Genomic DNA, 21333 nt, shown 5'->3' on the forward strand with positions numbered 1-21333 from the left:
TCAGACCGCCGAGCGCAGCAGCGCGAACGAGCCGGGCGCCAGAGTGAGTGCGTCCGGGTCCCCGAGCACCAGCTGCGGGTCGCTCGAGAGTTCGAGCGACCACGGGCCGTTCGGGCTCGCCGGGATGGTGAACTCCACGCCGTTGTCTGCTGCGTTGAGCAGAAAGGCGAAGGCGTCCGACCCCTCGTGCATGAGCACGAAGTCGATCGCTTTCGCATCCGGGTCGTCCCAGTCTTCGTCGCTGAAGAACTCGCCGTCGGTCTTCAGGATGCACACCGTGCTGGGCCCGCCGACCTCGGGCGAGTGGCGGTACCAGTCGGGCCGCAGGGCCGGCTCCGCGCGACGCAGGCGGATGAGCGCGCGCGTGAATTCGCGCAGCTCCTCGTCCGCCGCATCCCAATGGAACCACGAGATCTCGTTGTCTTGCGCGTAAGCGTTGTTGTTGCCCTGCTGCGTTCGCCCGAGCTCGTCGCCGCCGAGCAGCATCGGCACCCCCGCCGAGAGCAGCAGCGTCGCCAGGAAGTTCTTGCGCTGGCGCGTGCGAACGGCGTTGATCTCCAGGTCGTCGGTCGGGCCCTCGGCGCCGTAGTTGCTCGAGCGGTTGTCGGATTCGCCGTCGTTGTTGTCTTCGCCGTTGGCCTCGTTGTGCTTCTCGTCGTAGCTGGTGAGGTCGGCCAGCGTGAAGCCGTCGTGCGCCGTGACGAAGTTGACGCTCGACAGCGGTGACCGCCGCGACTCCTCGTAGACGTCGGGGCTGCCGAGGATGCGCTGCGACACTGTGCCGAGCATCCCTTCGACGCCGCGCCAGTAGTCGCGCACGTCGTCGCGGAACTTGCCGTTCCACTCCGACCATCCGGCCGGAAAGCCGCCGACCTGGTAGCCAGCGGTATCCCACGGCTCGGCGATCATCTTGATCGGCGCGAGCGTCGGATCCTGCTGGATGAGGGTGAGGAACGCGCTGTGGATGCTCGCGTCGCCGCCCTGCCGGGTGAGCGTGGTCGCGAGGTCGAACCGGAAACCGTCGACGTGCATCTCGGTCACCCAGTAGCGCAGGGAGTCCATGATGAGGCCGAGCGCCGCCGGATGGCTGACGTTGACGCTGTTGCCGGTGCCGGTGGTGTCGAAGTAGTGGGCCAGGTCTCCCTCGACGAGCCGGTAGTACGACTCGTTGTCGATGCCCTTGAGGCTCAGCGTCGGGCCGAGGTCGTTGCCCTCCGCGGTGTGGTTGAACACCACGTCGAGGATGACCTCGATGCCGGCCGCGTGGAGCGCTTTGACCAGCGACTTGAACTCGTCGACCTGGCCGCCGGTGTCCCCGGAGGCGGAGTAGTCGTTGTGCGGCGCGAAGAAGCCGAGCGTGTTGTAGCCCCAGTAGTTGCGCAGCCCCTTCTCGGTGAGGTGCGCGTCTTGTGCGAACTGGTGCACGGGCATCAGCTCGACGGCGGTCACGCCCAGGTCGGTGAGGCGGTCGATGGCGGCGGGATGCGCGAGGCCGGCGTACGTTCCGCGGATGTCCTCCGGCACGTCGGGCATGAGCTCGGTGAAGCCCTTGACGTGGGTCTCGTAGATGACCGTCTCCGACAGCCGTCGCCGCGGTGCCCGGTCGTCGCCCCAGTCGAACGACCGGGGATCGGTGACCACGCCGAGCATCACGTGACCGGCGCCGTCGGTGTCGTCGAGCTCTTCCGGTGCGTCGAGCTTGTGGCCGAAGACCGCCTGACCCCAGTCGTAGTCGCCCGAGATCGCGGTGGCGTGCGGGTCGAGCAGCACCTTCCGCACGTTGAATCGCAGACCCGCCTCGGGGTTCCACGGGCCGTCGACCCGCAGGCCGTAACGGGTGCCGGCGACCATGCCCTCCACGAAGCCGTGGAAGACGTGGCCGGTGCGGTTGATCAGCTCGGTGCGGGTCTCCGTGCCGTCGTCACCGAACACGCAGACGAAGACGCGGTCAGCGTGTTCCGTGTAGATGGCGACGTTGGCGCCGCCCTCGCCCAGCGTGACGCCGAGCGGATACGGGAAGGACGAACGGGACTCGCCTAGCACGGCGGAGCGAGCAGTGAGGCGGCAGACTCGAGGCTGAACGACTGGCCGACCTCGACGGAGCGGTCGAGACGCGGGCCTTCGAGCGTCACCCACACCTTGCCGACGCGCTCGATGTACCCCCGCACCCCGGCGTTCGTGACGACGCGGTAGACGCTGTCGTCCTTCTTCTCCACCGTCCACGAACCAGCGTCGGTGCGGAACACGGCTGTCGTACTCATTCGGTTTCTTCTCCCCTGTTTCCCCTTGCCTAGCCAGGCTAACGAGACGCCGGGCTCAGGCTCTAGCCGTTGACTTCTCAGGAAACTTCGGTTAGTCGCGCAGCACGACGACGCCGGGGCCGAGGAATCTCAGGGTGACCTCGCCCTCCCGACCCGACGCGGTTTCCACATCGCCGCCGAATGCCGCGGCTACGACGCCGTTCGCGCTCGCCGCTGCCTCGCCGTGGCCGAGTGCGGCGACCACGCGCAGGTCGCCGCGGCTGAAAGCGAAGGTTCCTGACTCCGGGTCGGCCCCGATGTCGACGGCTGGAGCGTCCACGGGCACGGTGCGTCTCAGCGCCGTCAGTTCGCGGTAGAACGCCAGGATGCGCGCGTGATCCGCGCGCTCGACCTCGGCCCAATCGAGGCGGGAGCGCTCGAACGTGGCCGGATCCTGGGGGTCGGGAACCGCATCCGGGTCCCAGCCCATGCGCGCGAACTCGGCGATGCGGCCGCGTGCCGTCGCCTCGCCGAGTTCCTTCTCGGGGTGCGAGGTGAAGAACTGCCAGGGCGTGGTGGCGCCCCATTCCTCGCCCATGAACAGCATCGGGGTGAACGGCCCCAGCAGCACGATGGCGGCGGCCGCTCCGAGGGCGCCCTCGCTCAGCGTTGCGGTGAGGCGATCGCCGGCCGCCCGGTTGCCGATCTGGTCGTGATCCTGGCTGAAGGCGACGAGCCGGCTGAACTCGGTACCCGGGTCGAGAGGACGCCCATGGTGGCGCTCGCGGAAGCTCGAGTACGTGCCGTCGTGGAACCAGCCGCGCTCGAACACCTTCACGAGCGAGCCGAGCCCGGCGAAGTCGGCGTAATACCCGGTCGTCTCCCCGGTGAGGTTCACGTGGAGCGCGTGGTGCACGTCGTCGTCCCACTGGCCGGTGAGACCGTAGCCATGCTCCCGGCGCGGGCGCACGAGTTTCGGGTCGTTCTGGTCGCTCTCCGCGATCAGCGCGAGCGGCCGGCCGACCGTCTCGCTCAGGGCATCAACCTCCTGCGCGAGTTCTTCGAGGATGTGCGTGGCCCGGCCGTCGTGGAAGGCGTGCACCGCGTCGAGGCGCAGCCCGTCGACATGCATGTCGCGCAGCCAGTAGAGCGCGTTGTCGATGATGTAGCGGCGCACCTCGTCGGACTGCGGGCCGTCGAGGTTGGGGGCGTCGCCCCAGACCCCGACGGTCGCGCCGCTGAAGTAAGGGCCGAACTCCGGCAGGTAGTTGCCGCTCGGGCCGAGGTGGTTGTAGACCACGTCCTGGATCACAGCGATGCCGCGGGCGTGGCAGGCGTCGACGAACCGCTGGTAGGCCTCCGGGCCGCCGTACGGCTCGTGCACCGCATACCAGAGCACGCCGTCGTAGCCCCAGTTGTGTGTGCCGTTGAAGGCGTTCACGGGCAGCAGCTCGATCGCGTCGACGCCCAGCTCGACGAGGTGGTCGAGGCGTCCGGCGGCGGCGTCGAGCGTGCCCTCCGGCGTGAAGGTCCCGAGGTGCAGCTCGTAGATCACGGCGCCCACGAGGTCGCGCCCGGCCCACGCATCGTCATGCCAGTCGTACGCATCCGGATCGAACTCCCGGCTCAGCTCGTGCACGCCGTTCGGCTGTCGTCGCGAGCGCGGGTCGGGGCGGGCGGGGCCGCCGTCGATCGAGAATCCGTAGTCCACCGGATGGTCCGGGTCGGCCAAGGGCGCCGGGAGCGCCCACCAGCCGCCGTCCTGTCTTTCGAGATCGCGGTTCACCCGACCGGATCCGGCGGACACGACCAGCGTCACGACTTCGGCGTCCGGCGCCCACACCGGGAAGCGCCGCTTCACAGCGCCACCAGCAGCGCGACGGGATAAGTGTCGAACAGCTCGCGAACTGGCGTGCGGCCCGAATACTCCCGCCCGGTCAGTGCGTCGCGCAGACCGCGCTCGCCGTGCTCGGGCAGGTCGCCGAGGTCGATCGCCGTGTCGCCCCAGCCGCCTGCCGCTTCGAGCCCGAGCGGGAGGCGCGTGGCGAGAGCCACGGCGCCTCCGCGGTCGAAGCCGATCAGGTGCTCGGCCCGGTCGCCGGTCGCGGTCACCGGCCGATACGCGGTGAAGAGCTCCGGAAGGTCGCGCCGAAGCCTGAGCGCCCGGGAGGTGACGAGCAGCTTGGCCTCTGCACTCTCGTCGACCCGGGGGAGCGGACCGCCGCCGTCGAGGCGTTCCAGTGCCGAGGCCGCCGCCGCGAAATCGACCGGACGACGGTTGTCGGGGTCGACGAGCGAGCGGTCCCAGAACTCCGTGCCTTGATACACGTCCGGTGTGCCCGGGGCGAGCAGCTGCAGCAGCTTGACGCCGAGTCCGTTCGACCAGCCGGCCGGTGAGAGCTCGGCGACCAGAGCCTCGACCTCGCCCCGCAGAACGGCATCGTCGAGAGCCGCGTCGACCAGGCCGGTGAGGCGCTGCTCGAACTCCGCATCCCCGTCCGTCCATGCGGTCGAGGTTCCCGACTCGCGGGCCGCCTTGAGCACGTAGTCGTGCAGGCGTTCGCGGCTCGCCGGCCAGGAGCCCACGATCGCCTGCCACACCAGGTTCTCCAGCGGTCCGTCGCCGAGGTCGACGGTCTCGCGCACTGCAGTCAAAAAGGCGCGCCATCGTTCGGGAACTTCTGCGAGGGCCGCGATGCGCGCGCGGGTGTCCTCGCTGCGCTTCGTGTCGTGCGTGGTGAGCGTCGTCATGCTCTGCGGCAGCCGTCGGAGGCGGTCGAGCTGCGCCTCGTGAAAGTGCTCGGGCGTCACAGCGAACTCGGCCGGGTCGGCGCCGACCTCGGTGAGACTGGTCAGTCGCGTGTACCGATAGAAGGCGTTGTCTTCGACGCCTTTCGCCATGATCATGCCCGAGGTCTGCTGAAAGCGCTGGGCGGCGGGATACGTCGGGTCGCCGAGCAGCTCCACCACGATGGCGATCGTCTCGGCGAGGTCGGGCCGCGCCTGTGAGGCTGTCTCTGCGGCGTGGTCGAGGTGCTCGCGTCCGAAGGGCAGGAAGCTGCGGTACACCGGCATCGCTGCGGCGAGTTCGGCCACGGCGTCTTCGAGCGCGGCGGGGTCGATCGCGGTGTCGACGGCGAGCTCACGCACGAGCCGGCGGATCTCGGAGGTCAGCAGCGTATCGGCGACTGCACGCTTGCGCCTGAGCACCAGTGTCTCCCAATCGCCCGACTCGAACGCGTCGTCCAACTCGATGGCCAGACGGGTGAGCGGTTCCTCCCCGGCCGGGTCGACGAACACGCGATCGAGCGTCGCCAGCGCGTCGTATCCGGTGGTTCCGGCGACGGGCCACTCGGCGGGCATCCGCTCGGGGCCCTCCAAGATCTTCTCCACCCAGATCGGCCGGCCGTCGGCGAGAGCGCTCAGGCGCTCGAGATAGCCGCCCGGGTCGCGGAGACCGTCGGGGTGGTCGACGCGCAAGCCGTCGATCAGCCCGTCGCTGACCCAGCGGCCGATCTCGCGGTGCGAAGCGTCGAAGACGCGATCGTCTTCGACACGGATCCCCGCGAGGCTGTTCACCGCGAAGAACCGCCGGTAGTTGAGGTCGTGGTCGGCGCGGCGCCAGGAGACGAGCTCGTAGTGCTGCCGGTCGTGCACGGCGCGCGGGTCGGCGTCGGGACCGTCGGCGGTGCCCTCCGCGATCGGAAACCGGTGCTCGTTGTAGGCGAGCCGTCCGTCGTCGATGGTGAGCGCATCCAGTTCGTCCGGCGTATCGCCGAGCACCGGGATGCGAATGCGTCCGTCGCCGAAAGCCCAGTCGATGTCGAAATAGTCGGCGAAGTCGGAGTCGCGGCCGCGGGCGAGCACATCCCACCACCACCGGTTCACGCGCGGAGTGGCGACGCCGACGTGATTCGGCACGATGTCGACGAGCACGCCCATCCCGAGCCGGTGCGCGGCGGCGGCCAGGTGCGTCAGCCCCTCCGCGCCACCGCGAGCGGGGTCGACGCGCGAGTGGTCCACCACGTCGTAGCCGTGGTTCGAACCCGGTTCCGCCTCGAGCAGGGGAGAAAGGTAGACCCAGTCGGCACCGAGTCGGTGGAGGTACGGCAGCACCTCCGAGGCCTGCTGGAGGGTGAAGTCGGCGGAGATCTGGAGTCGGTAGGTACTGGCGGGCACGACACCGAACCTACGGAGAAGCGGCGGCCCGCGCGAGGGGTTGACAGGTTCTCGTCAGCTTTGGCGCCGCGGAGATACCAGCAGCCGGGAGGATGTTCAAGGGTCGCCCCGAAACTTGCCGTGATCGCAGACCGACGGCTTGGATGATCGTGCTGAACATGACGCCGCCCGAGCGGCACGAGAAGAGGGAGCAGGATCGATGAGCGCGCTCGCCGAACGCACGACCACTGACACGATGTTCGACACGTCCGTCGCCGCCCCGGTGACCTGGTACAGCCCCGCCGAGAGCCTGTGGGTGGCATCCACCCCGACCGACTATGTCGGCATGGTCGACCTCAACCACGACGGCTATGTGGCGACCGACGGCGAAGGCCACGAGCTGGGCGTCTTCCCCACGGCCTACGAGGCTCAGCAGGCAGTCGCGGCCGCGGTCACACCGTCGTCACGCTGACGCGATCTTTGCCCGCATCCTTCGAGGCGTACATCGCCGCGTCCGCGATGCGGAAGACGTCGGTCATCGACAGCGTGCGCACACCGTTCGCCCGGTAGACGGCGACGCCGATGCTCGCGCTCACCGAGCGTTCGTCGGCGATTCCGGCTAACGGCTCTCTGACGGCGACACGGATGCGCTCCGCGATGTGGCAGGCGGCCTCCTCGTCGGCGTCTTCGCACACCACGAGGAACTCGTCCCCGCCGAACCTGCCCACCACGTCGTCGCGGCGCACGCAGGCGGCGAGACGTGACGCCGTCTCCCGCAGCACGGCGTCGCCGGCGCTGTGGTCGAAGTCGTCATTGATCGACTTGAAACCGTCCAGGTCGATGAAGACCAGCGACAGCGGGGTTCTGGTGGTCTCCGCCGACTCGATGGCCTCGGCCAGACGCGTGCGCAACAGGGCACGGTTCGCCAGCCCCGTGAGCGGGTCGTAGAGCGCATACGCTTCGAGCTCGGTCTGAAACCGGATGCGGCGCAGCACCTGCACCGCCTGGCGTGCGAGCGCGTAATGCAGCTCGGCGGTCGCGTCGTCGAGACCACGGGCGCGGCCGAAGAAGCAGGCGAACACACCGATGACCGCGCCGCCTTCGAGCAGCGGCGTGATGGTCAACTCCTCCATCTTCGCGCCGTCGAGCGCGGCGGCGAGCGCCGCATCCTCGCGCCCCAGGTCGGCGGACGGGTCGGTGGAGACGACGTCGATGGTCTCCGCCGGAGGCCGAGAGGCAAGGGTGCCTTGCAAGTCGAACGGCTCCGAGCCCCCGGCCAGCCGGAACCCGCCGCCGGAGCCGAGGTGAACGGCCGTGGCCGACGCTGTGAAAGCCTCGCGCGCGCTGTCGGCGAGGGCCTGGGCGAGGTCGTCCTCCGTGTCGCAGTCCACGAAGGCTGCGGATGCGCGCTGCAGCACGCGCGTTCTCGCCTCTGAGGCCTCCGCCTCCCGCCGGGCGATCAGCAACTGGCGCTCGAAATCCTGTCGGCGGGTCGCGTCGAAGATCGCGGTGTCGATGCGCTCGAGTTCGCCGTCGTCTCCCGAGACGGCCACGGAGTTGACGAGAGCGGCCAAACGCTCGCCGTCCGCGCGCACGAAACCGAGGGCGATCTCCTGCATCTCGCCGTTCAGCCGCAGCATCGGCAGCTGCCGCGTCTCGTAGAAGAGACGGCTTCCGGGGTCGAGCAGGGACACGAACGGTTCGCCGGTCAACTGCTCGCGGGTGTAGCCGGTCCACGCCAGCAGCGTCTCGTTCATCCGGGCGATGCGACCGTCGGGGGTCATCGACAGCAGGCCGCAGGGAGCGCCCTCATAGAGCGCGTCGAGGTCACCCGTCATCGCAGAAAGGCGAGAACGGCCTCGGCGACCTCGGCCGGGGCGGAGAGGTGCGGGCAGTGACCGGTCGCATCCAGCATCACGAAGGAGCTGTCGGCGATGTTCTCGTGCACGTAGCGGCCGACCTGCACGGGCGCGATGATGTCGTCCGCGCACTGCAGCACCAGAGTCGGAACCGTCACTTTCGGCAGATCGCGCCGATTGTCGGAGAGAAAGGTCACCTTGGCGAACTGGCTCGCGACGGCGGGATCGGTGCGGCAGAAGCTGTCCACCAGTTCCTCGCCCAGGGCGGGCTCGCCGGGGTTGCCCATGATCTGCGGCGCGATCGTCTGCGACCAGTCGAGATAGTTGGCGTCGAGAGCATCCAGCAGGCCGTCGATGTCGGCCTGCACGAAGCCGCCGCTGTATCCCTCATCGTCGATGTACCGGGGCGACGGACCGACGAGCACGAGAGCGCCGAACATGCCGGGGCGCTCGATTGCCGCGAGCACGCCGATCATCGCGCTCACCGAGTGGCCGACGAACACCGCATCCTCGAGCCCCAGCTCTTCGCCGAGCTGCACGACGTCGTCGGTGTAACCGTGCAGCGAGTCGTACTTGCCCGCGTCGTACGCGCTGAGGTCGGAGTTGCCGGAGCCGACATGGTCGAACACGATCACGCGGTACGACTCTTCGAAGTACGGCATAACGAGTCGCCACATCTCTTGGCTGCATCCGAAACCGTGGGCGAAGACGAGGGAACGCCCTTCGGGATTGCCGCTGATCCGCACGTTGTTGCGGTGCAGTGCTTCGGCTTTGTCGGTGGGGGCGAGCGTCATTCGTGCTCCTCGTTCGGGTCGTGCTCGGCGCCGAGACGGTCCAGCCAGCACTCAATTATCCCGGATGAGAATTCTTTTCGGGAGGGATAGAGATGACAGACGATCTGGGTGTATACACCTGAAAAGCCGTTGCGCAACCCCCGTTGACTCGATCGCCCGGAGCGGTGAGTATCGCCCCTATGACATCCAGCACCCGAGAGCACATCGCCGCTCGACTGGCTGTCGACCTGCCGGTTGCGGTGCGCGACCAGGCTATCGTGCCGTTCCTCCAGCCGCAGATCTCCGTCTCCACCCGCGAGGTCATCGGCGTCGAGGTGCTGAGCCGGTGGACGCATCCGGAGCTCGGCGTCATCCCGCCGGCGGTGTTCATCCCCATCGCCGAAGAGACGGGTGCCATCCACGGGCTGGGGCGGCTCATGCTTCGCGCGTGCTGCCGGGTCGGTGCGTTCTGGCAGCAACGCTCCCAGCCGCTCGACGTCGCGGTCAACGTCGCCCCGTCGCAACTGGCCACCGAAACGTTCTACGCCGAGGTGCGCGAAGAGCTCGCCGACTCGGGCATCGACCCGCACAGGCTCACCGTCGAGGTGACAGAGGCGACCGTCATCGACGACCCGGTGGTCACCGCCGGCCGTCTCGACCGGCTGCGCGACCTCGGCGTGGTCGTGTCGATCGACGACTTCGGGGCCGGGCACTCGTCGCTCCGCCGGGTGACCGACCTCCGCGCGACCGAACTCAAACTCGACCGCAAGCTGGTCGCCGAAGCCGCCACCGAGAAGCTCGCGCAGGCCGCCATCGAGTTCGCCCACCGGCGCGGGATGCGCACCGTCGGCGAAGGCGTCGAGACGAAGGAACAGCTCGCCCGGCTCCAGCGCCTCGGCTGCGACCGTGCGCAGGGCTACCTCATCGCGAAGCCGGTCTCAGAGACGCGCTTCAGCGGCTGGATGCGCGAGACGGTCGGCGTCTGACGCGCTTCCGCGGCGCTTCCGCGGCGCTTCCGCTCGGCGTCAGAGGTTGTCGAGGTCGGCGTCGGAGGTGATCGGCTCGCCTTCGGCCGCTTCGCCCTCGCCACCCACGTCGAGCTGAGTCCACACCACGGGCATCCCCGGCGAGAACAGGATGTCGACGCCCGGCCCCTGACGCAGCGGCGGGATGTTCACGTACCCTCCGCCGGCCTTCACAGCTTCGAGGATCTTGTTGCGCAGCTCGGTCACGGGCTCGGGGAGGAAGTAGTCTTTGCCATCGACGGTGAGCCGGTTGACGATCATGTGACGGGTAACCTCCGGAGCATCTTTCTTGCGGGACTGAAGACGACCATACCCCTCGAAATCGCGCGCGCGGTTTGCGGCAGGTAGTGTGCCTGACGTGGCGTTGTCCCGAGATCGGCGCCTCGAAAGGTTTGACAGTGGGAACTCTCTCTTACGACGGTGAGAACTACGAACTCGACGATCGGCTCCTCACCCACCTGCAGGTCGTCATCAGCACCAAGCTCCGCCGTGGCGAGAACTTCTTTCTCTCCTGGGCGCTACCCGTCGAGCGCGGCAGCGGACGGCACGCGATCTGGATCGACAACGGCGTTCCGATCCACTTCTACTTCAGCGGTTCGCGCGCGGTCTCGATCAACCGAGACTGGATCGAGTCCATGATCGTCGCCGCCGGTCGCGCATCGGGTCTCGTGCTCACCGAGGAGCCCCAGGCGGGCTGACCTCCCAGGTCGCCTCGACACGGCCCGGTGCGCGATTTACGCTGGAATGCATGGCCGGCCGCAAGCATCAGAGCGACTCCCCGGTGAACGCCGCCCGCTACGTGGTCGACAGGCTGACGCGCGAAGGCGGCGACGAGCCGGAGCCCGAGCCGGAGCCCACGAACGACGGCGACGCCGGCCAGTCGATGATGGAGGCTCGCGCGCAATACGTCGAGCTCACCATCCAGCAGGCGATGCGGCGCGGCGATTTCGACGACCTGCCCGGCGCGGGCAAGCCGCTCGACCTCGGGCGCCCCGGCGATCCCGATTGGTGGATCCGCCGCAAGATCGAGCGCGAACGCCTCACCGGACTCGGCCCACCCGCGCTGACCTTGCGCACCGAGCACGCCGAGCTGGAGGCGAAGCTGGATGCGACGGGCAGTGAGCGCCGGGTGCGCGAGCTTCTCGAAGACTTCAACGCGCGCGTCGTCGAAGCCAGGCGGCAGTTGCAGGGCGGCCCACCCGTCGTCACCCCCACCCGTGACGTCGAGGACGAGGTGGCCCGCTGGCGCGAGCGTCGCGCGGCCCGGCTCCGCGAGTCGCACGAAGCGCGCGAACGGGAACAGGCCGAACGCGCGACGCTCACCTGGCGGGAGCGCCGCCGCGCCAAGCGCCGCCGTTGAGTCGCGCCGACCTCGACGCAGTGCGAGCCGTCGTCGGCTTGGGCGACGCAACATGAACGGCGCGCTCGTCCTCGTTCGCGCGCACTGGCGTTGGTCAGTCAAGAACGAGTGCGCTCGCGCTCGGGGTGAGAAAATGATCCAATACAAGTTCAGCGGCGCCTTGGGCGGCGATCTCCGCCCCTACCGTTGATCCCACGACGGTGAACTCGTCGCGCGAGACCACTAACTCTCGGCGGACCGCATCCTGGAGTATGGGGAGAAACGCGCCGCTCAGCCGACTCCACGTTGGGCCTCCGAGCACGACACGGGGCACGTCGATGAAGTTGACCAGTACCGCGATGCCAACGGCGACCCGTCGCGCGGAGCGTTCAAGGATGGCGCAGGCTTCCGCATCCCCACGGGCGGCCAAGTCGAACAGTGCGCTGCATGCATCATCGATCGCGAGATAGTCGGTCACGTCGGGTAGGGGTATGAGGGCGGCCTGCGCGGCCTGAATGGCAAGGGCTTCCGGCACGCATGCTGCGGCGAGCCCGCCGCGGCGGCCGCTCCAGCCGAGGTCCTCCGCCGTCGGATCGACGAGGATATCGCCGATCTCCCCGATATTGTTGCTGGCGCCGCGGAGGACTTGGCCGTTCGTCACGACCGAGGCGCCGACGCCAGAGCCTAGATAGACGAAGAGGAAGTCGGGATCGGCTGAGTTCCGTAACTCTGCGGTCGCCGACGCGGTGACATCCTTGTCGAGCAGCACGGGCATCCCTGTGGCGTCGTGGAGGTCGGATCGCAGTCGCACTTGGCGCCATCGGGGAAGCTGCGGCGGGTCGAGCACGACTCCGGTGCGCAGATCGAGCGGGCCGGGCACTGCGATTCCGAGTCCCAGTACCCTTTCGCGGTCGATGCCCGCCTCGCGAATGAGACGACCGGTGTTCACCGCGATGAGGGTCGTCACCTCAGCGGGATTCGTGGCCTGTGGTGTCGGGAGTTGTCGTTGGTCGAGCACCTCTCCAGCGATATCGAGCAGCAGGATGGTGAGGCGGGCCGGATCGACGTGCACGCCGACAGCGAAGGCGCCGCTGCCGTTGGCGACCAGGGGGATGCTCGGTCGCCCTCGCGCGGCATCGCTCGGCGTACTCTCTCGGATCAGCTCTGCGTCGATGAGGCGTCGGGTGATATTGGATATCGTCTGCGAGGCGAGTCCGGAGTTGCGCTGGAGGTCTGCTCTGCTCAGGCCAGGCTCGCGACGGATCAGATCTAGGACGACCGCCTGGTTGTAATCGGCTAGGCGGAGCAGATTGCTGCCTCGAAACACGCCTCCCCCTTCGTTTGCATCGTCGCTGATGTGCTGTCAGTCTGCCACATTCCCGACTAAATCGATCAATTGGATTGGATGCTTGACGCGTGATTGTCCGCGTTCTATCGTGAGCGGGACGCTTTATCCCATCGAATAGGCAAAGTGGCCAACCGGATGAAGCGAAGAGAGGCATCGCAATGAAGCGCAGTCGTGGGATCACCGCCTTCCTCGCCGCCGTGGTTGCTGCGGGTGGGCTGACGGCCTGTACAGCCACAAGTAGCAGTGACGGGCCCGTCACCATCTCGATCGTGGAATTCCAGAAGACCCGCATCGAGGCCATCCAGAAGCAACTCCCCGGGTTCGAGGCGGCGATGAAGAAGCAGGGGAAGAACATCAAGGTCAAGCTCGTAGGGGACGTGCTCACCGACGACCAGTTCAAGACGAAGATGACCCAGCAGCTCATCGCTGGGCAGGCTCCCGACGTCATCGACATGGGCGACAGCCTTGTTCCCGGATTCGCCGGCGCCGGCTATCTTGCTCCGCTCGACGACTACCTCAAGAAGTGGGACGGCTGGGCTCACTATTACCCGCAGTTCCAGAAGGCGATGGTTCGCCAGGACGGCCACATCTACGCCCTCGTGCACGACACCGGAGTGCAGAACCTCTTCTATCGCAAAGACATCCTCACACAGCTCGGAATCAACACATCCCAGCCGAAAACCTGGGACGATCTGATCTCCCGCCTCGTCCAACTCAAAGAGAAAACGGGCGGTACACCGATCGTCATCCCGGCGGGGACCGCCTGGGGCGGCAGCACATGGACCGAAGGCTTCCAGCCGATCCTCGGCGGCACCGACAAGGACTACTACAGCTTGAAGACGGGTAAGTGGGATCTGAAGAGCAGCGGATTCCGCGCGGTCTTCGACCTGTACAGCGAGTTGTACTCGAAGGGGCTCCTGCCTGTGCAGGATCTGGAGAATCCCAATCCCTGGGAGCCGACGAAGTACGTCAAGTTCCCGGCCGGCAAGATCCAGGTCTCGGCTCAGGGCACAACCGGATGGAAGTTCGACTGGGGCCCCAACGGGGCTGCGCCGATCCCGGACTTGACCACCAAGGTCGACACCTGGCAGTACCCGGCACTCCGTACCGGTGACAAGCCGTTCGGCTGGAGCGGCCTCGGCGCCGGATTCGGCATTCCGGAGAAGTCGAAGCACAAAGACGAGGCGATGCTCCTTGCCGAGTACCTCTCCAGTGGCAAGCCGCTGGCCGATCAGCTCGTCACCTCGGGCGCTGCGGCTCCGCGTGACGATCTCGCCGACGTCAAGCCATACGCCGACGAACCGAAGCTGCTGCAGGCAGGACGGGACCTGAAGACCAGCGTCTACGTGCCGACCGGGGACGGTGCCGACCAGGTCGCTCAGGCGGTTGCATCCGCGACCGAGCTCATCATCACGGGCAAGGCGGACGGGGCGCAGGCTTACGCGTCATTCGTGAAAGACGCGACCGACCTGCTCGGACCCTCGTTGGTCAAATGATGTCCGCACTCACTGACGCGCCCGCTTCGGCGATGGCGGCCGCCCGGCCGCCGTCGCCGGGGAGGCGCCGCCGGCGGCGCCCTCGCCCGCTGTTCCTGCTCCTCCTGCTGCTCGGCCCGGCCGCCCTGCTTATCGTGGTGTTCATCGTGGCGCCCGCCTTCTACGGCATGTACCTGAGCTTCACCAATACCCAGCTGACCGGGTTCGCCGCTCGTGACCCGAAGTTCGTCGGATTCGACAACTATGCGTATCTCCTGACCAATTCGGGATTCCTCAGCTCGCTCGGACACACCGGCGAGTTCGTGCTCTACTCGGCGATCATCGGTCAGACCGTTCTCGGCATGCTCGCGGCGATCCTGCTCAGCAGGCCCTGGATGCGCGGCAAGGGCATCTTCGGCGCTGCCGTGCTCATGCCCATGATCGTGCCCGAGGTGGTGGCGTCCCTCACCTGGGCGAGCGTGCTGTCGAACAATTCCTCCGGAACACTCAACCAGCTGACCGGGCTCTTCGGCGCGCCTCCGACGGACTGGCTTCAGGTGGTTCCAATGGCCTCGGTGATCACGGTGAACATCTGGCGCGGCATCGCGTTCGCCATGATCATGTTCCAGGCCGCGCTCGAGGATGTCCCGGTCGAACTCATCGAGGCCGCCCGGATCGACGGTGCGCGTGCGTTGCAGGTGTTCCGGCATGTGACGCTGCCGCTCATCCGCGGCCCCGTCTTCCTGTATCTCCTGCTGACCACGATCAGCACGGTCGGCGCGTTCGGACTCGTCTACTTCCTCACCCAGGGTGGTCCCGGCGGGCAGACCCGCATCACAGCGATCTACATCTACGAACGCGCGTTGCAGTTCTCACAGGTCGGCATCGGCAGCGCCGCATCGATGATCCTCCTGGTCATCGTGCTCGTCCTGGGGTTCGTCTACGTGCGCCTCGCGAAAGTGGAGGTCTGAGATGACATCGACCGTCACCCGTCCCAGTTCCGCTGAGGCGGCCGCTTCCGCGCGCCTCCTCCAGCGGCGACCGCTCAGCCCGGCCGCCCGAATCCAACGGGTACTGGGCTACATACTCATCGCAATCCTGGCCCTCTTTTGCCTGGTGCCGTTCCTGTGGGTCATCCTGAGCGCCGTCGATGCCCATGCCGGTCCGAACGTGCAGCTGCCGCAGTTCTCTTTGGAGAACTTCGTACGGTTCTTCACGGCATCGGGCACTCCGCTGCTGTTGATGAACAGCCTGATCATCGGCATCGGTGCGACGGTATTGAACCTCGTTCTCGGGCTCGCCGGCGGGTACGCGCTCGCCCGGTTCAACTTTCCGGGGCGCCGGACCTTCATGTTCAGCATCCTGTTGATCAGGGTCGTTCCGGCGCCGGCGACGATCGTGGCGCTCTACCTGATCATGGTGAACCTGAAGCTGACGGACAGCCTCGTCGGGCTCATCCTCGTCGAGGCGGTGATCCAACTTCCGGTGACGCTCTGGCTGCTCAAGGGAACGATCTCGGCTGTGCCCGTCGAGTTGGAGGAAGCCGCCTGGGTCGACGGCAGCTCCCGCCTGCAGGCGATCTGGCGCATCGTCTTGCCGCTCGCCGGCCCGGGGCTCGGCGCGGCCGCGATGCTGACGTTCATGGGCGTGTGGGGAGACTTCCTCACTCCTCTCGTGATGCTGCAGAGCCAGGAGCTGTATCCGCTCTCGATCGGCCTCTTCCGGGCCTTCAGCGAGAACCATCAGGTCGACTGGGGGCTTCTCGCCGCCACGTCGATCGTCTATGTGGCTCCGCCGGCGCTGCTCTACATTTTCGTGCGCAAGCACCTGCTCCACTCCAGCCTCGGCGGTGCGGTGAAGGGATGACCATCACAGTGTTCGAACGCAAGAGGGGCCCCGGCACCACCTCTGAAGACCGCCTCCCTGTCGTCGTGGTCGGCGCGGGCGGAATGGGGAAGGAATGGCTCCGGATGCTCGCGACGTCTCCGCACGCGGTACCGGTCGGCGTCGTAGACCTAGACCTCGATCTGGCTGCGGATGCGGTCGCGACGATCGGCCTCGACGACGCGTTGGTGGGGGCCTCGCTCGACGATGTCGCTGAGCGCTCTGGAGCGCGGGCGGTGGTCAACGTGACCGTGCCGCAGGCGCACCGCGTCGTGAACGAGCAGGCTCTTCGTGCCGGGCTGCCCGTGCTGTGCGAGAAGCCACTGGGGCCGACCATCGCCGAAGCGCTCAGTCAGGTCGCGCTCGCGGATCTGACCGGCGGCCTCCTGATGGTGAGCCAGTCGCGTCGGTACTTCAAGCGCCTGACGGCGTTCCGCGACGCCGTCAGCGTTCTCGGCCCGCTCGCGGCGGTGCACGCGCAGTTCTTCCACGCCGATCACGAGCCCGGTTTCCGCGAGCAGATGGCGCATCCGTTGCTCGTCGACATGTCTGTTCACCATTTCGACATGCTCCGCTTTCTCACGGGCGATGAGCCCATCGCCGTGCGCTGCAGCACCTGGAACCCGCCTTGGAGCTGGTTCGCAGGGGATGCGGCAGCGACGGCCGAGTTCGAGCTCGCCTCGGGAGCGCGGTTCGTCTACTCGGGCAGCCGGTGCACTCCGGGTCTGCAGACCTCGTGGAACGCGGACTGGCGCGCCTACGGCGAGCACGGGGCGGCGGCGTGGGACGGCGACGACGTCGTGCAGGTCGATGCCGGGATGAGCGAGCCCGGCGTTCCCGACCAGCTGGAGGGGATCGAGGGTTCGCTCGAAGAGTTCACCACAGCGCTCCGGGCAGAGACGACACCACAGAACGAGGTGCGCGCGAACGTGCTCAGCCTTGCGATGGTGGAAGGAGCGATCCGCAGCAGCGACCTCGGAGGCGAGCGCGTGGTCATAGCCGACCTGCTGGAGGAGTCGCTCGCCGAGGCGATCGCAGACGAGCGGCGCGACGACGTCGCAGAGCTCCTGCGCTCGTGGACCAGCGCTGCCGACGGCATCGCCACCCCGGCCTGGGGATCCGCCCCGGCCGCGATCGCACGAGGAGGCGCTCGATGACCAATACAGAACCGATCCGCGTCGTCGTCTGGGGGGAGAACCGGCACGAGCAGATAAATGAAGTCGTTCGCGGAATCTACCCGGATGGGATGCACAACACGATCGCCGACGCTCTGAAGGACATTCTCGGCGGCGACGTGGCGGTGTCGACTCGGGTGCTCGACGAGCCCGAGCACGGGATGACCGAGGAGACCCTCGCCGTGACCGACGTGCTGCTGTGGTGGGGGCACACGGCGCACGATGAGGTCGCCGATGACGTCGTCGAGCGCATCCATCGCCATGTGCTGGAGGGGATGGGGATCATCGTGCTGCACTCCGGGCACCACTCGAAGATCTTCCGGCGCTTGATGGGAACGACTTGCAGCCTGCGCTGGCGTAACGACGGTGACAGCGAACTCGTCTGGACCGTCTCGCCGCGGCACCCCATCACTGAGGGCATTGCCCAGCCGATCGTGATTCCCGGTCAGGAGATGTACGGCGAGTTCTTCGACATCCCGGAGCCCGACGAGCTGATCTTCATCAGCAGCTTCTCGGGCGGGGAAGTGTTCCGCAGCGGTGTCACCTACCGGCGAGGCTATGGACGCGTCTTCTACTTCAGCCCGGGCGACGAGATCTTCCCCGTCTACCACCACCCGGACGTGCAGCGCGTGCTCGCGAACGGCGTGCGGTGGGCACGACCCGAACGTGCTCGCGAACCCTACGTGATCACTCCGATGTACCTGACGGGAGAGTTCGACCGGCCGGTGCTCACCGATGCGAACGGCGGGTTGATCGACTACTACACCCGCGAGCCCGTCGAACCGCGGCAGCCGTCCGCGTGAAAGGAAACGCAGTGCCCGAGCACGACCACTACCTGAACGATGTCGGTCCCGGACGGGGGCGGCGTCGCGCCGCACGATCGTGGCTGCACTCGGATGCGCCGACTCTCTCGCTCGACGGCGACTGGCACTTCCGTTTGCTCGCCGGCGTGCCGGGGACGCTCGGAGCCCCTCGAGTCCTGCCTGAGGGAGAGGCGCCGGAAGCGTTCGCCGAGCCGGCCTTCGACGACTCCGGCTGGGATCTGCTGCCGGTGCCGAGCCACTGGGTACTCCAGCAGGAGGGCAAGTACGGAGCTCCGCAGTACACGAACGTGCAACTGCCGTTCCCGCAGGACCCGCCCTTCTCACCCGACGAGAACCCCACTGGCGATCACCGGCGCACATTCACCGTGCCGGCGGAATGGATGGATCGCACGGCGTACGAGGCGGTCGTGCTCCGATTCGACGGGGTCGAATCCCGTTACCGGGTCTGGGTGAACGGAACGGAGATCGGCGTCGGCACCGGCTCCCGGCTCGCGCAGGAGTTCGACGTGACAGAGGCGGTGCAGGAAGGAATCAACACCATTGCCGTGCGCGTGCATCAATGGTCGGCCTCCACCTATGTCGAGGATCAGGACCAGTGGTGGCTGCCGGGGATCTACAGGGACGTGACCCTGCAGGCACGACCGGTCGGCGGGCTGGAAGACCTGTGGGTGCGAGCCGGATTCGACCAGCGCACGGGCGCAGGCGTCCTGTCGGCCGAACTGCGAGCCGGAGACGAAGCGTTCCCGGTGCGCCTGCAGGTTCCCGAGCTCGACATCGACGTCACATGGGCGACGCACACCGACGTCGTGCCCGTCGAGATCGGCCAGGTAACGCCGTGGAGTGCAGAGCGTCCACGGCTCTACGACGCGACCGTCGTGAGCGGCGGAGGTGCCGAAACGGTCGCGCTCCGAGTCGGGTTCCGAACCGTCGAGATCGCGGGCGACCGCTTCCTCGTCAACGGACGACGCGTCGTGCTCCACGGAATGAACCGCCACGACACGCACCCGGACCTGGGCCGCGGCTTCGACGAGGACTTCGTGCGCCGCGACCTCGAACTGATGAAGCGGCACAACGTGAACGCGATCCGCACCGCACACTACCCACCGCATCCGCGAGTGCTCGACCTCGCCGACGAGCTCGGATTCTGGGTGATGCTGGAATGCGATATCGAGACCCACGCCTTCCACCACGGCGGCAGCGCCTTCGCACCAGGCACCGACGAATGGATGGACAACCCGAGCGAAGATCCGGCATGGCGGGCGACCTACCTCGACCGCATCGAACGCACCGTGGAACGGGACAAGAACCACCCGAGCATCGTCATGTGGTCGCTCGGCAACGAGTCGGGCACCGGCGCGAACCTGGCCGCGATGGCCGACTGGGTTCACGCTCGCGATCCCGAACGCCCCGTCCACTACGAAGGCGACCGCGCCGGCGACTACACCGACGTCTACTCGCGCATGTATCCCTCCATCGCAGAACTCGAGAGCATCGGAGGCGAATCGACGGCGCTCCTGCTAGACGCATCCGGAGCACAATCAGCACGCCAGCGCACTAAACCCGCCCTGCTCTGCGAATACGTGCACGCCATGGGCAACGGCCCGGGCGGCATCGAACTCTACGAGAATCTGGTCGACCGATACCCCCGCCTTCACGGCGGTTTCGTGTGGGAATGGCGCGACCACGGCATCCGCACCCGCACCGCGGACGGGGCCGAGTACTTCGGGTACGGCGGAGACTTCGACGAGACCGGGGTGACCGACGGCCACTTCTGCATGGACGGCATGGTGTTGTCCGACGGAACGCCGACCCCGGGCCTGGTGGAGTTCGCGGCGGTAATGGCACCGATTCGCTTCAACATCGATGCCGCGCGCACCGAGGGGACTGCCTCGATCACCGTGCACAACATGCGCCACTCGGCGGACGCCAGCGATCTGGCCTTCCCCTGGCGGATCGAGCGCGACGGGGTGGAAATCGACGCAGGCACGCTCGAAGTTGCTGGAAGCGACGGGCTTCCCCTGCAAGCAGGCGACTCCGTGACGGTCGACGTGGAGTTCGATGAGTATCTCCGCGAAGCGCGACCCGGCGAGCTGTGGCTCACCGTTTCGGCGGCACTCACAACCGACGAAGTTTGGGCGACAGCCGGTCACGTGCTCGCCACCGAGCAAGCAGCGGTCCGCTCGACGGCCGCCCGGATCTTTGTCCGCCCCCCTCGGGACAGCACGAGACGCAGCTCCGCCGTTTCCTACCAGGACATCGCCGGGCGCTACGCGCTCGGCCCTGCGGAGTTCGAGGACGGACGACTCACGGCGCTCGCCGGCTCTCCAGTCGCTGGACCGCGCCTCGAGCTCTGGCGCGCGACCACCGACAACGACCGCGGCTCGCACATGGGCAGCTACGATGTCAGCGACCCGATGGAGGGACGCGGGCTCGGCATTCCCGGCCCTTCTCACGCCGCGCGCTGGCGCGAGGCCGGGCTCGACCGCCTGAGCTCGCGCATCCTGGAGCTGCGTCGTACTTCGACAACACTCGAACGAAGAACCCGCTGGGCAGCTGCGGATACTCGCGTTGCGGTCACCCTGGACGAGCGCTGGGAAATTGACGAAGACGGCGTATTGCTCGAACTGAATATGGTCCCAACCTCGCGGTGGAATCTCGTCTGGCCGCGAATCGGAGTGCGCTTCGACCTTCCGGTTGCCGTCGACGAGGCGGAATGGTTCGGCACCGGGCCGGGTGAGTCGTATCCTGACTCGCACCGAGGCGCACTCGTGGGCAGATACCGGGCCGGCATCGAGCGGCTGACCTTCCCGTACGCGTGGCCGCAGGAGAGCGGCCACCGCAGCGGATTACGCAGCCTCGACCTCGCCGCGCAGGGTAGAGACTGGCTCCGGGTAGACGCCAAGCAAGACACACGCGGCCGCCGCCCGGGCTTCACCCTCACCAGGCACACCGCTCAGGAAGTGGACCGCGCCGAGCATCAGCACGAGCTGCCGGAACCTGTTGCAACGTACCTCTACCTCGATGCCGCGCAGAACGGGCTGGGATCACGCGCCTGTGGCCCCGACGTCTGGCCCGACGCTCTGCTTCGCCCCGAATCCCGTTCGATGCATCTCCGATTCTGGGCGTTGTCCTAGAAGGGTCGACAGCGTCAAAACGTCACTTCATGGAACGGAGCGGCGGGCCGATGATCGGCGCGCTGGAGTTCTCTGTCACCTCACCCCGCTGAGGGCGGC

18 protein-coding genes are annotated in these 21333 nt (G+C 67.4%); 10 read left to right on the plus strand and 8 right to left on the minus strand.

Annotated features, from left to right (window positions below; translation table 11 throughout):
• The 4 genes from glgX to treY all read right to left on the minus strand — a co-directional run bounded on the left by glgX (window position 1) and on the right by treY (window position 6419).
• Window positions 1-2043 carry a glycogen debranching protein GlgX gene (glgX, locus tag ACFVWR_RS05835; protein ID WP_387208969.1) on the minus strand — a complete coding sequence of 681 codons (2043 nt, stop codon included), beginning with the start codon at window positions 2041-2043 and terminating at the stop codon, window positions 1-3.
• Window positions 2037-2261, minus strand: a complete 225-nt coding sequence (locus ACFVWR_RS05840) for a hypothetical protein (RefSeq protein WP_387208971.1) — start codon at window positions 2259-2261, stop codon at window positions 2037-2039. The genes glgX and ACFVWR_RS05840 overlap by 7 nt, the downstream gene beginning before the upstream one ends.
• Before the next feature lie 91 nt (window positions 2262-2352).
• Window positions 2353-4101, minus strand: coding sequence for a malto-oligosyltrehalose trehalohydrolase (gene treZ, locus ACFVWR_RS05845; protein ID WP_387208973.1), 1749 nt, complete (start codon window positions 4099-4101; stop codon window positions 2353-2355).
• Window positions 4098-6419 (minus strand): malto-oligosyltrehalose synthase, encoded by a 2322-nt coding sequence (gene treY, locus ACFVWR_RS05850; protein WP_387208975.1) that lies wholly within the window; start codon window positions 6417-6419, stop codon window positions 4098-4100. Before treY ends, treZ begins: the two co-directional genes overlap by 4 nt.
• A gap of 199 nt (window positions 6420-6618) precedes the next feature.
• Between treY and ACFVWR_RS05855 the strand changes: the two genes are divergently transcribed.
• Window positions 6619-6870, plus strand: coding sequence for a hypothetical protein (locus tag ACFVWR_RS05855; RefSeq protein WP_387208978.1), 252 nt, complete (start codon window positions 6619-6621; stop codon window positions 6868-6870).
• Here ACFVWR_RS05855 and ACFVWR_RS05860 read toward each other — a convergent pair.
• Complete coding sequence (locus ACFVWR_RS05860; RefSeq protein WP_387208980.1) at window positions 6851-8236, minus strand: diguanylate cyclase; 1386 nt, start codon at window positions 8234-8236, stop codon at window positions 6851-6853. The genes ACFVWR_RS05855 and ACFVWR_RS05860 overlap by 20 nt on opposite strands.
• Window positions 8233-9051, minus strand: coding sequence for an alpha/beta fold hydrolase (locus ACFVWR_RS05865; protein WP_387208982.1), 819 nt, complete (start codon window positions 9049-9051; stop codon window positions 8233-8235). The genes ACFVWR_RS05860 and ACFVWR_RS05865 overlap by 4 nt, the downstream gene beginning before the upstream one ends.
• Window positions 9052-9230: 179 nt before the next feature.
• Here ACFVWR_RS05865 and ACFVWR_RS05870 point away from each other — a divergent pair, with 179 nt between their 5' ends.
• Window positions 9231-10016 carry an EAL domain-containing protein gene (locus tag ACFVWR_RS05870; RefSeq protein WP_387208984.1) on the plus strand — a complete coding sequence of 262 codons (786 nt, stop codon included), beginning with the start codon at window positions 9231-9233 and terminating at the stop codon, window positions 10014-10016.
• A gap of 39 nt (window positions 10017-10055) precedes the next feature.
• Here the strand turns inward: ACFVWR_RS05870 and ACFVWR_RS05875 are convergent, their stop codons facing one another.
• Window positions 10056-10316, minus strand: coding sequence for a hypothetical protein (locus ACFVWR_RS05875; RefSeq protein ID WP_387208986.1), 261 nt, complete (start codon window positions 10314-10316; stop codon window positions 10056-10058).
• Window positions 10317-10453: 137 nt separating this feature from the next.
• Between ACFVWR_RS05875 and ACFVWR_RS05880 the strand changes: the two genes are divergently transcribed.
• Both ACFVWR_RS05880 and ACFVWR_RS05885 read left to right on the plus strand, forming a co-directional pair.
• Entirely contained in the window at window positions 10454-10753 is a 300-nt protein-coding gene (locus ACFVWR_RS05880; RefSeq protein WP_387208988.1) for a hypothetical protein, read from the plus strand.
• A gap of 50 nt (window positions 10754-10803) precedes the next feature.
• Window positions 10804-11415, plus strand: a complete 612-nt coding sequence (locus ACFVWR_RS05885) for a DUF1992 domain-containing protein (RefSeq protein ID WP_387208990.1) — start codon at window positions 10804-10806, stop codon at window positions 11413-11415.
• A gap of 94 nt (window positions 11416-11509) precedes the next feature.
• Here ACFVWR_RS05885 and ACFVWR_RS05890 read toward each other — a convergent pair whose 3' ends face one another.
• Complete coding sequence (locus ACFVWR_RS05890) at window positions 11510-12721, minus strand: ROK family protein (RefSeq protein ID WP_387208992.1); 1212 nt, start codon at window positions 12719-12721, stop codon at window positions 11510-11512.
• A 179-nt stretch (window positions 12722-12900) separates the two neighbouring features.
• On the opposite strand from ACFVWR_RS05890, the gene ACFVWR_RS05895 reads away from it, so the two are divergent.
• The 6 genes from ACFVWR_RS05895 to ACFVWR_RS05920 are packed head-to-tail and all read left to right on the plus strand — an operon-like array spanning window position 12901 to window position 21234.
• Window positions 12901-14238, plus strand: coding sequence for an ABC transporter substrate-binding protein (locus ACFVWR_RS05895; RefSeq protein WP_387208994.1), 1338 nt, complete (start codon window positions 12901-12903; stop codon window positions 14236-14238).
• Window positions 14238-15188: a carbohydrate ABC transporter permease gene (locus ACFVWR_RS05900; protein WP_387208996.1), complete on the plus strand. Its 951-nt coding sequence runs from the start codon at window positions 14238-14240 to the stop codon at window positions 15186-15188. Before ACFVWR_RS05895 ends, ACFVWR_RS05900 begins: the two co-directional genes overlap by 1 nt.
• A 1-nt stretch (window position 15189) precedes the next feature.
• Window positions 15190-16083, plus strand: a complete 894-nt coding sequence (locus tag ACFVWR_RS05905; protein ID WP_387208998.1) for a carbohydrate ABC transporter permease — start codon at window positions 15190-15192, stop codon at window positions 16081-16083.
• On the plus strand, window positions 16080-17258 hold the full coding sequence (locus ACFVWR_RS05910; RefSeq protein ID WP_387209000.1) for a Gfo/Idh/MocA family protein: 1179 nt from the start codon (window positions 16080-16082) through the stop codon (window positions 17256-17258). Before ACFVWR_RS05905 ends, ACFVWR_RS05910 begins: the two co-directional genes overlap by 4 nt.
• Entirely contained in the window at window positions 17255-18079 is an 825-nt protein-coding gene (locus ACFVWR_RS05915; RefSeq protein WP_387209002.1) for a ThuA domain-containing protein, read from the plus strand. The genes ACFVWR_RS05910 and ACFVWR_RS05915 overlap by 4 nt, the downstream gene beginning before the upstream one ends.
• Window positions 18080-18090: 11 nt before the next feature.
• Entirely contained in the window at window positions 18091-21234 is a 3144-nt protein-coding gene (locus ACFVWR_RS05920) for a glycoside hydrolase family 2 TIM barrel-domain containing protein (protein WP_387209004.1), read from the plus strand.
• Window positions 21235-21333: the final 99 nt, after the last annotated feature.

This window comes from Leifsonia sp. NPDC058292, from assembly GCF_042880955.1.
Taxonomy (GTDB): Bacteria; Actinomycetota; Actinomycetes; order Actinomycetales; family Microbacteriaceae; genus Leifsonia.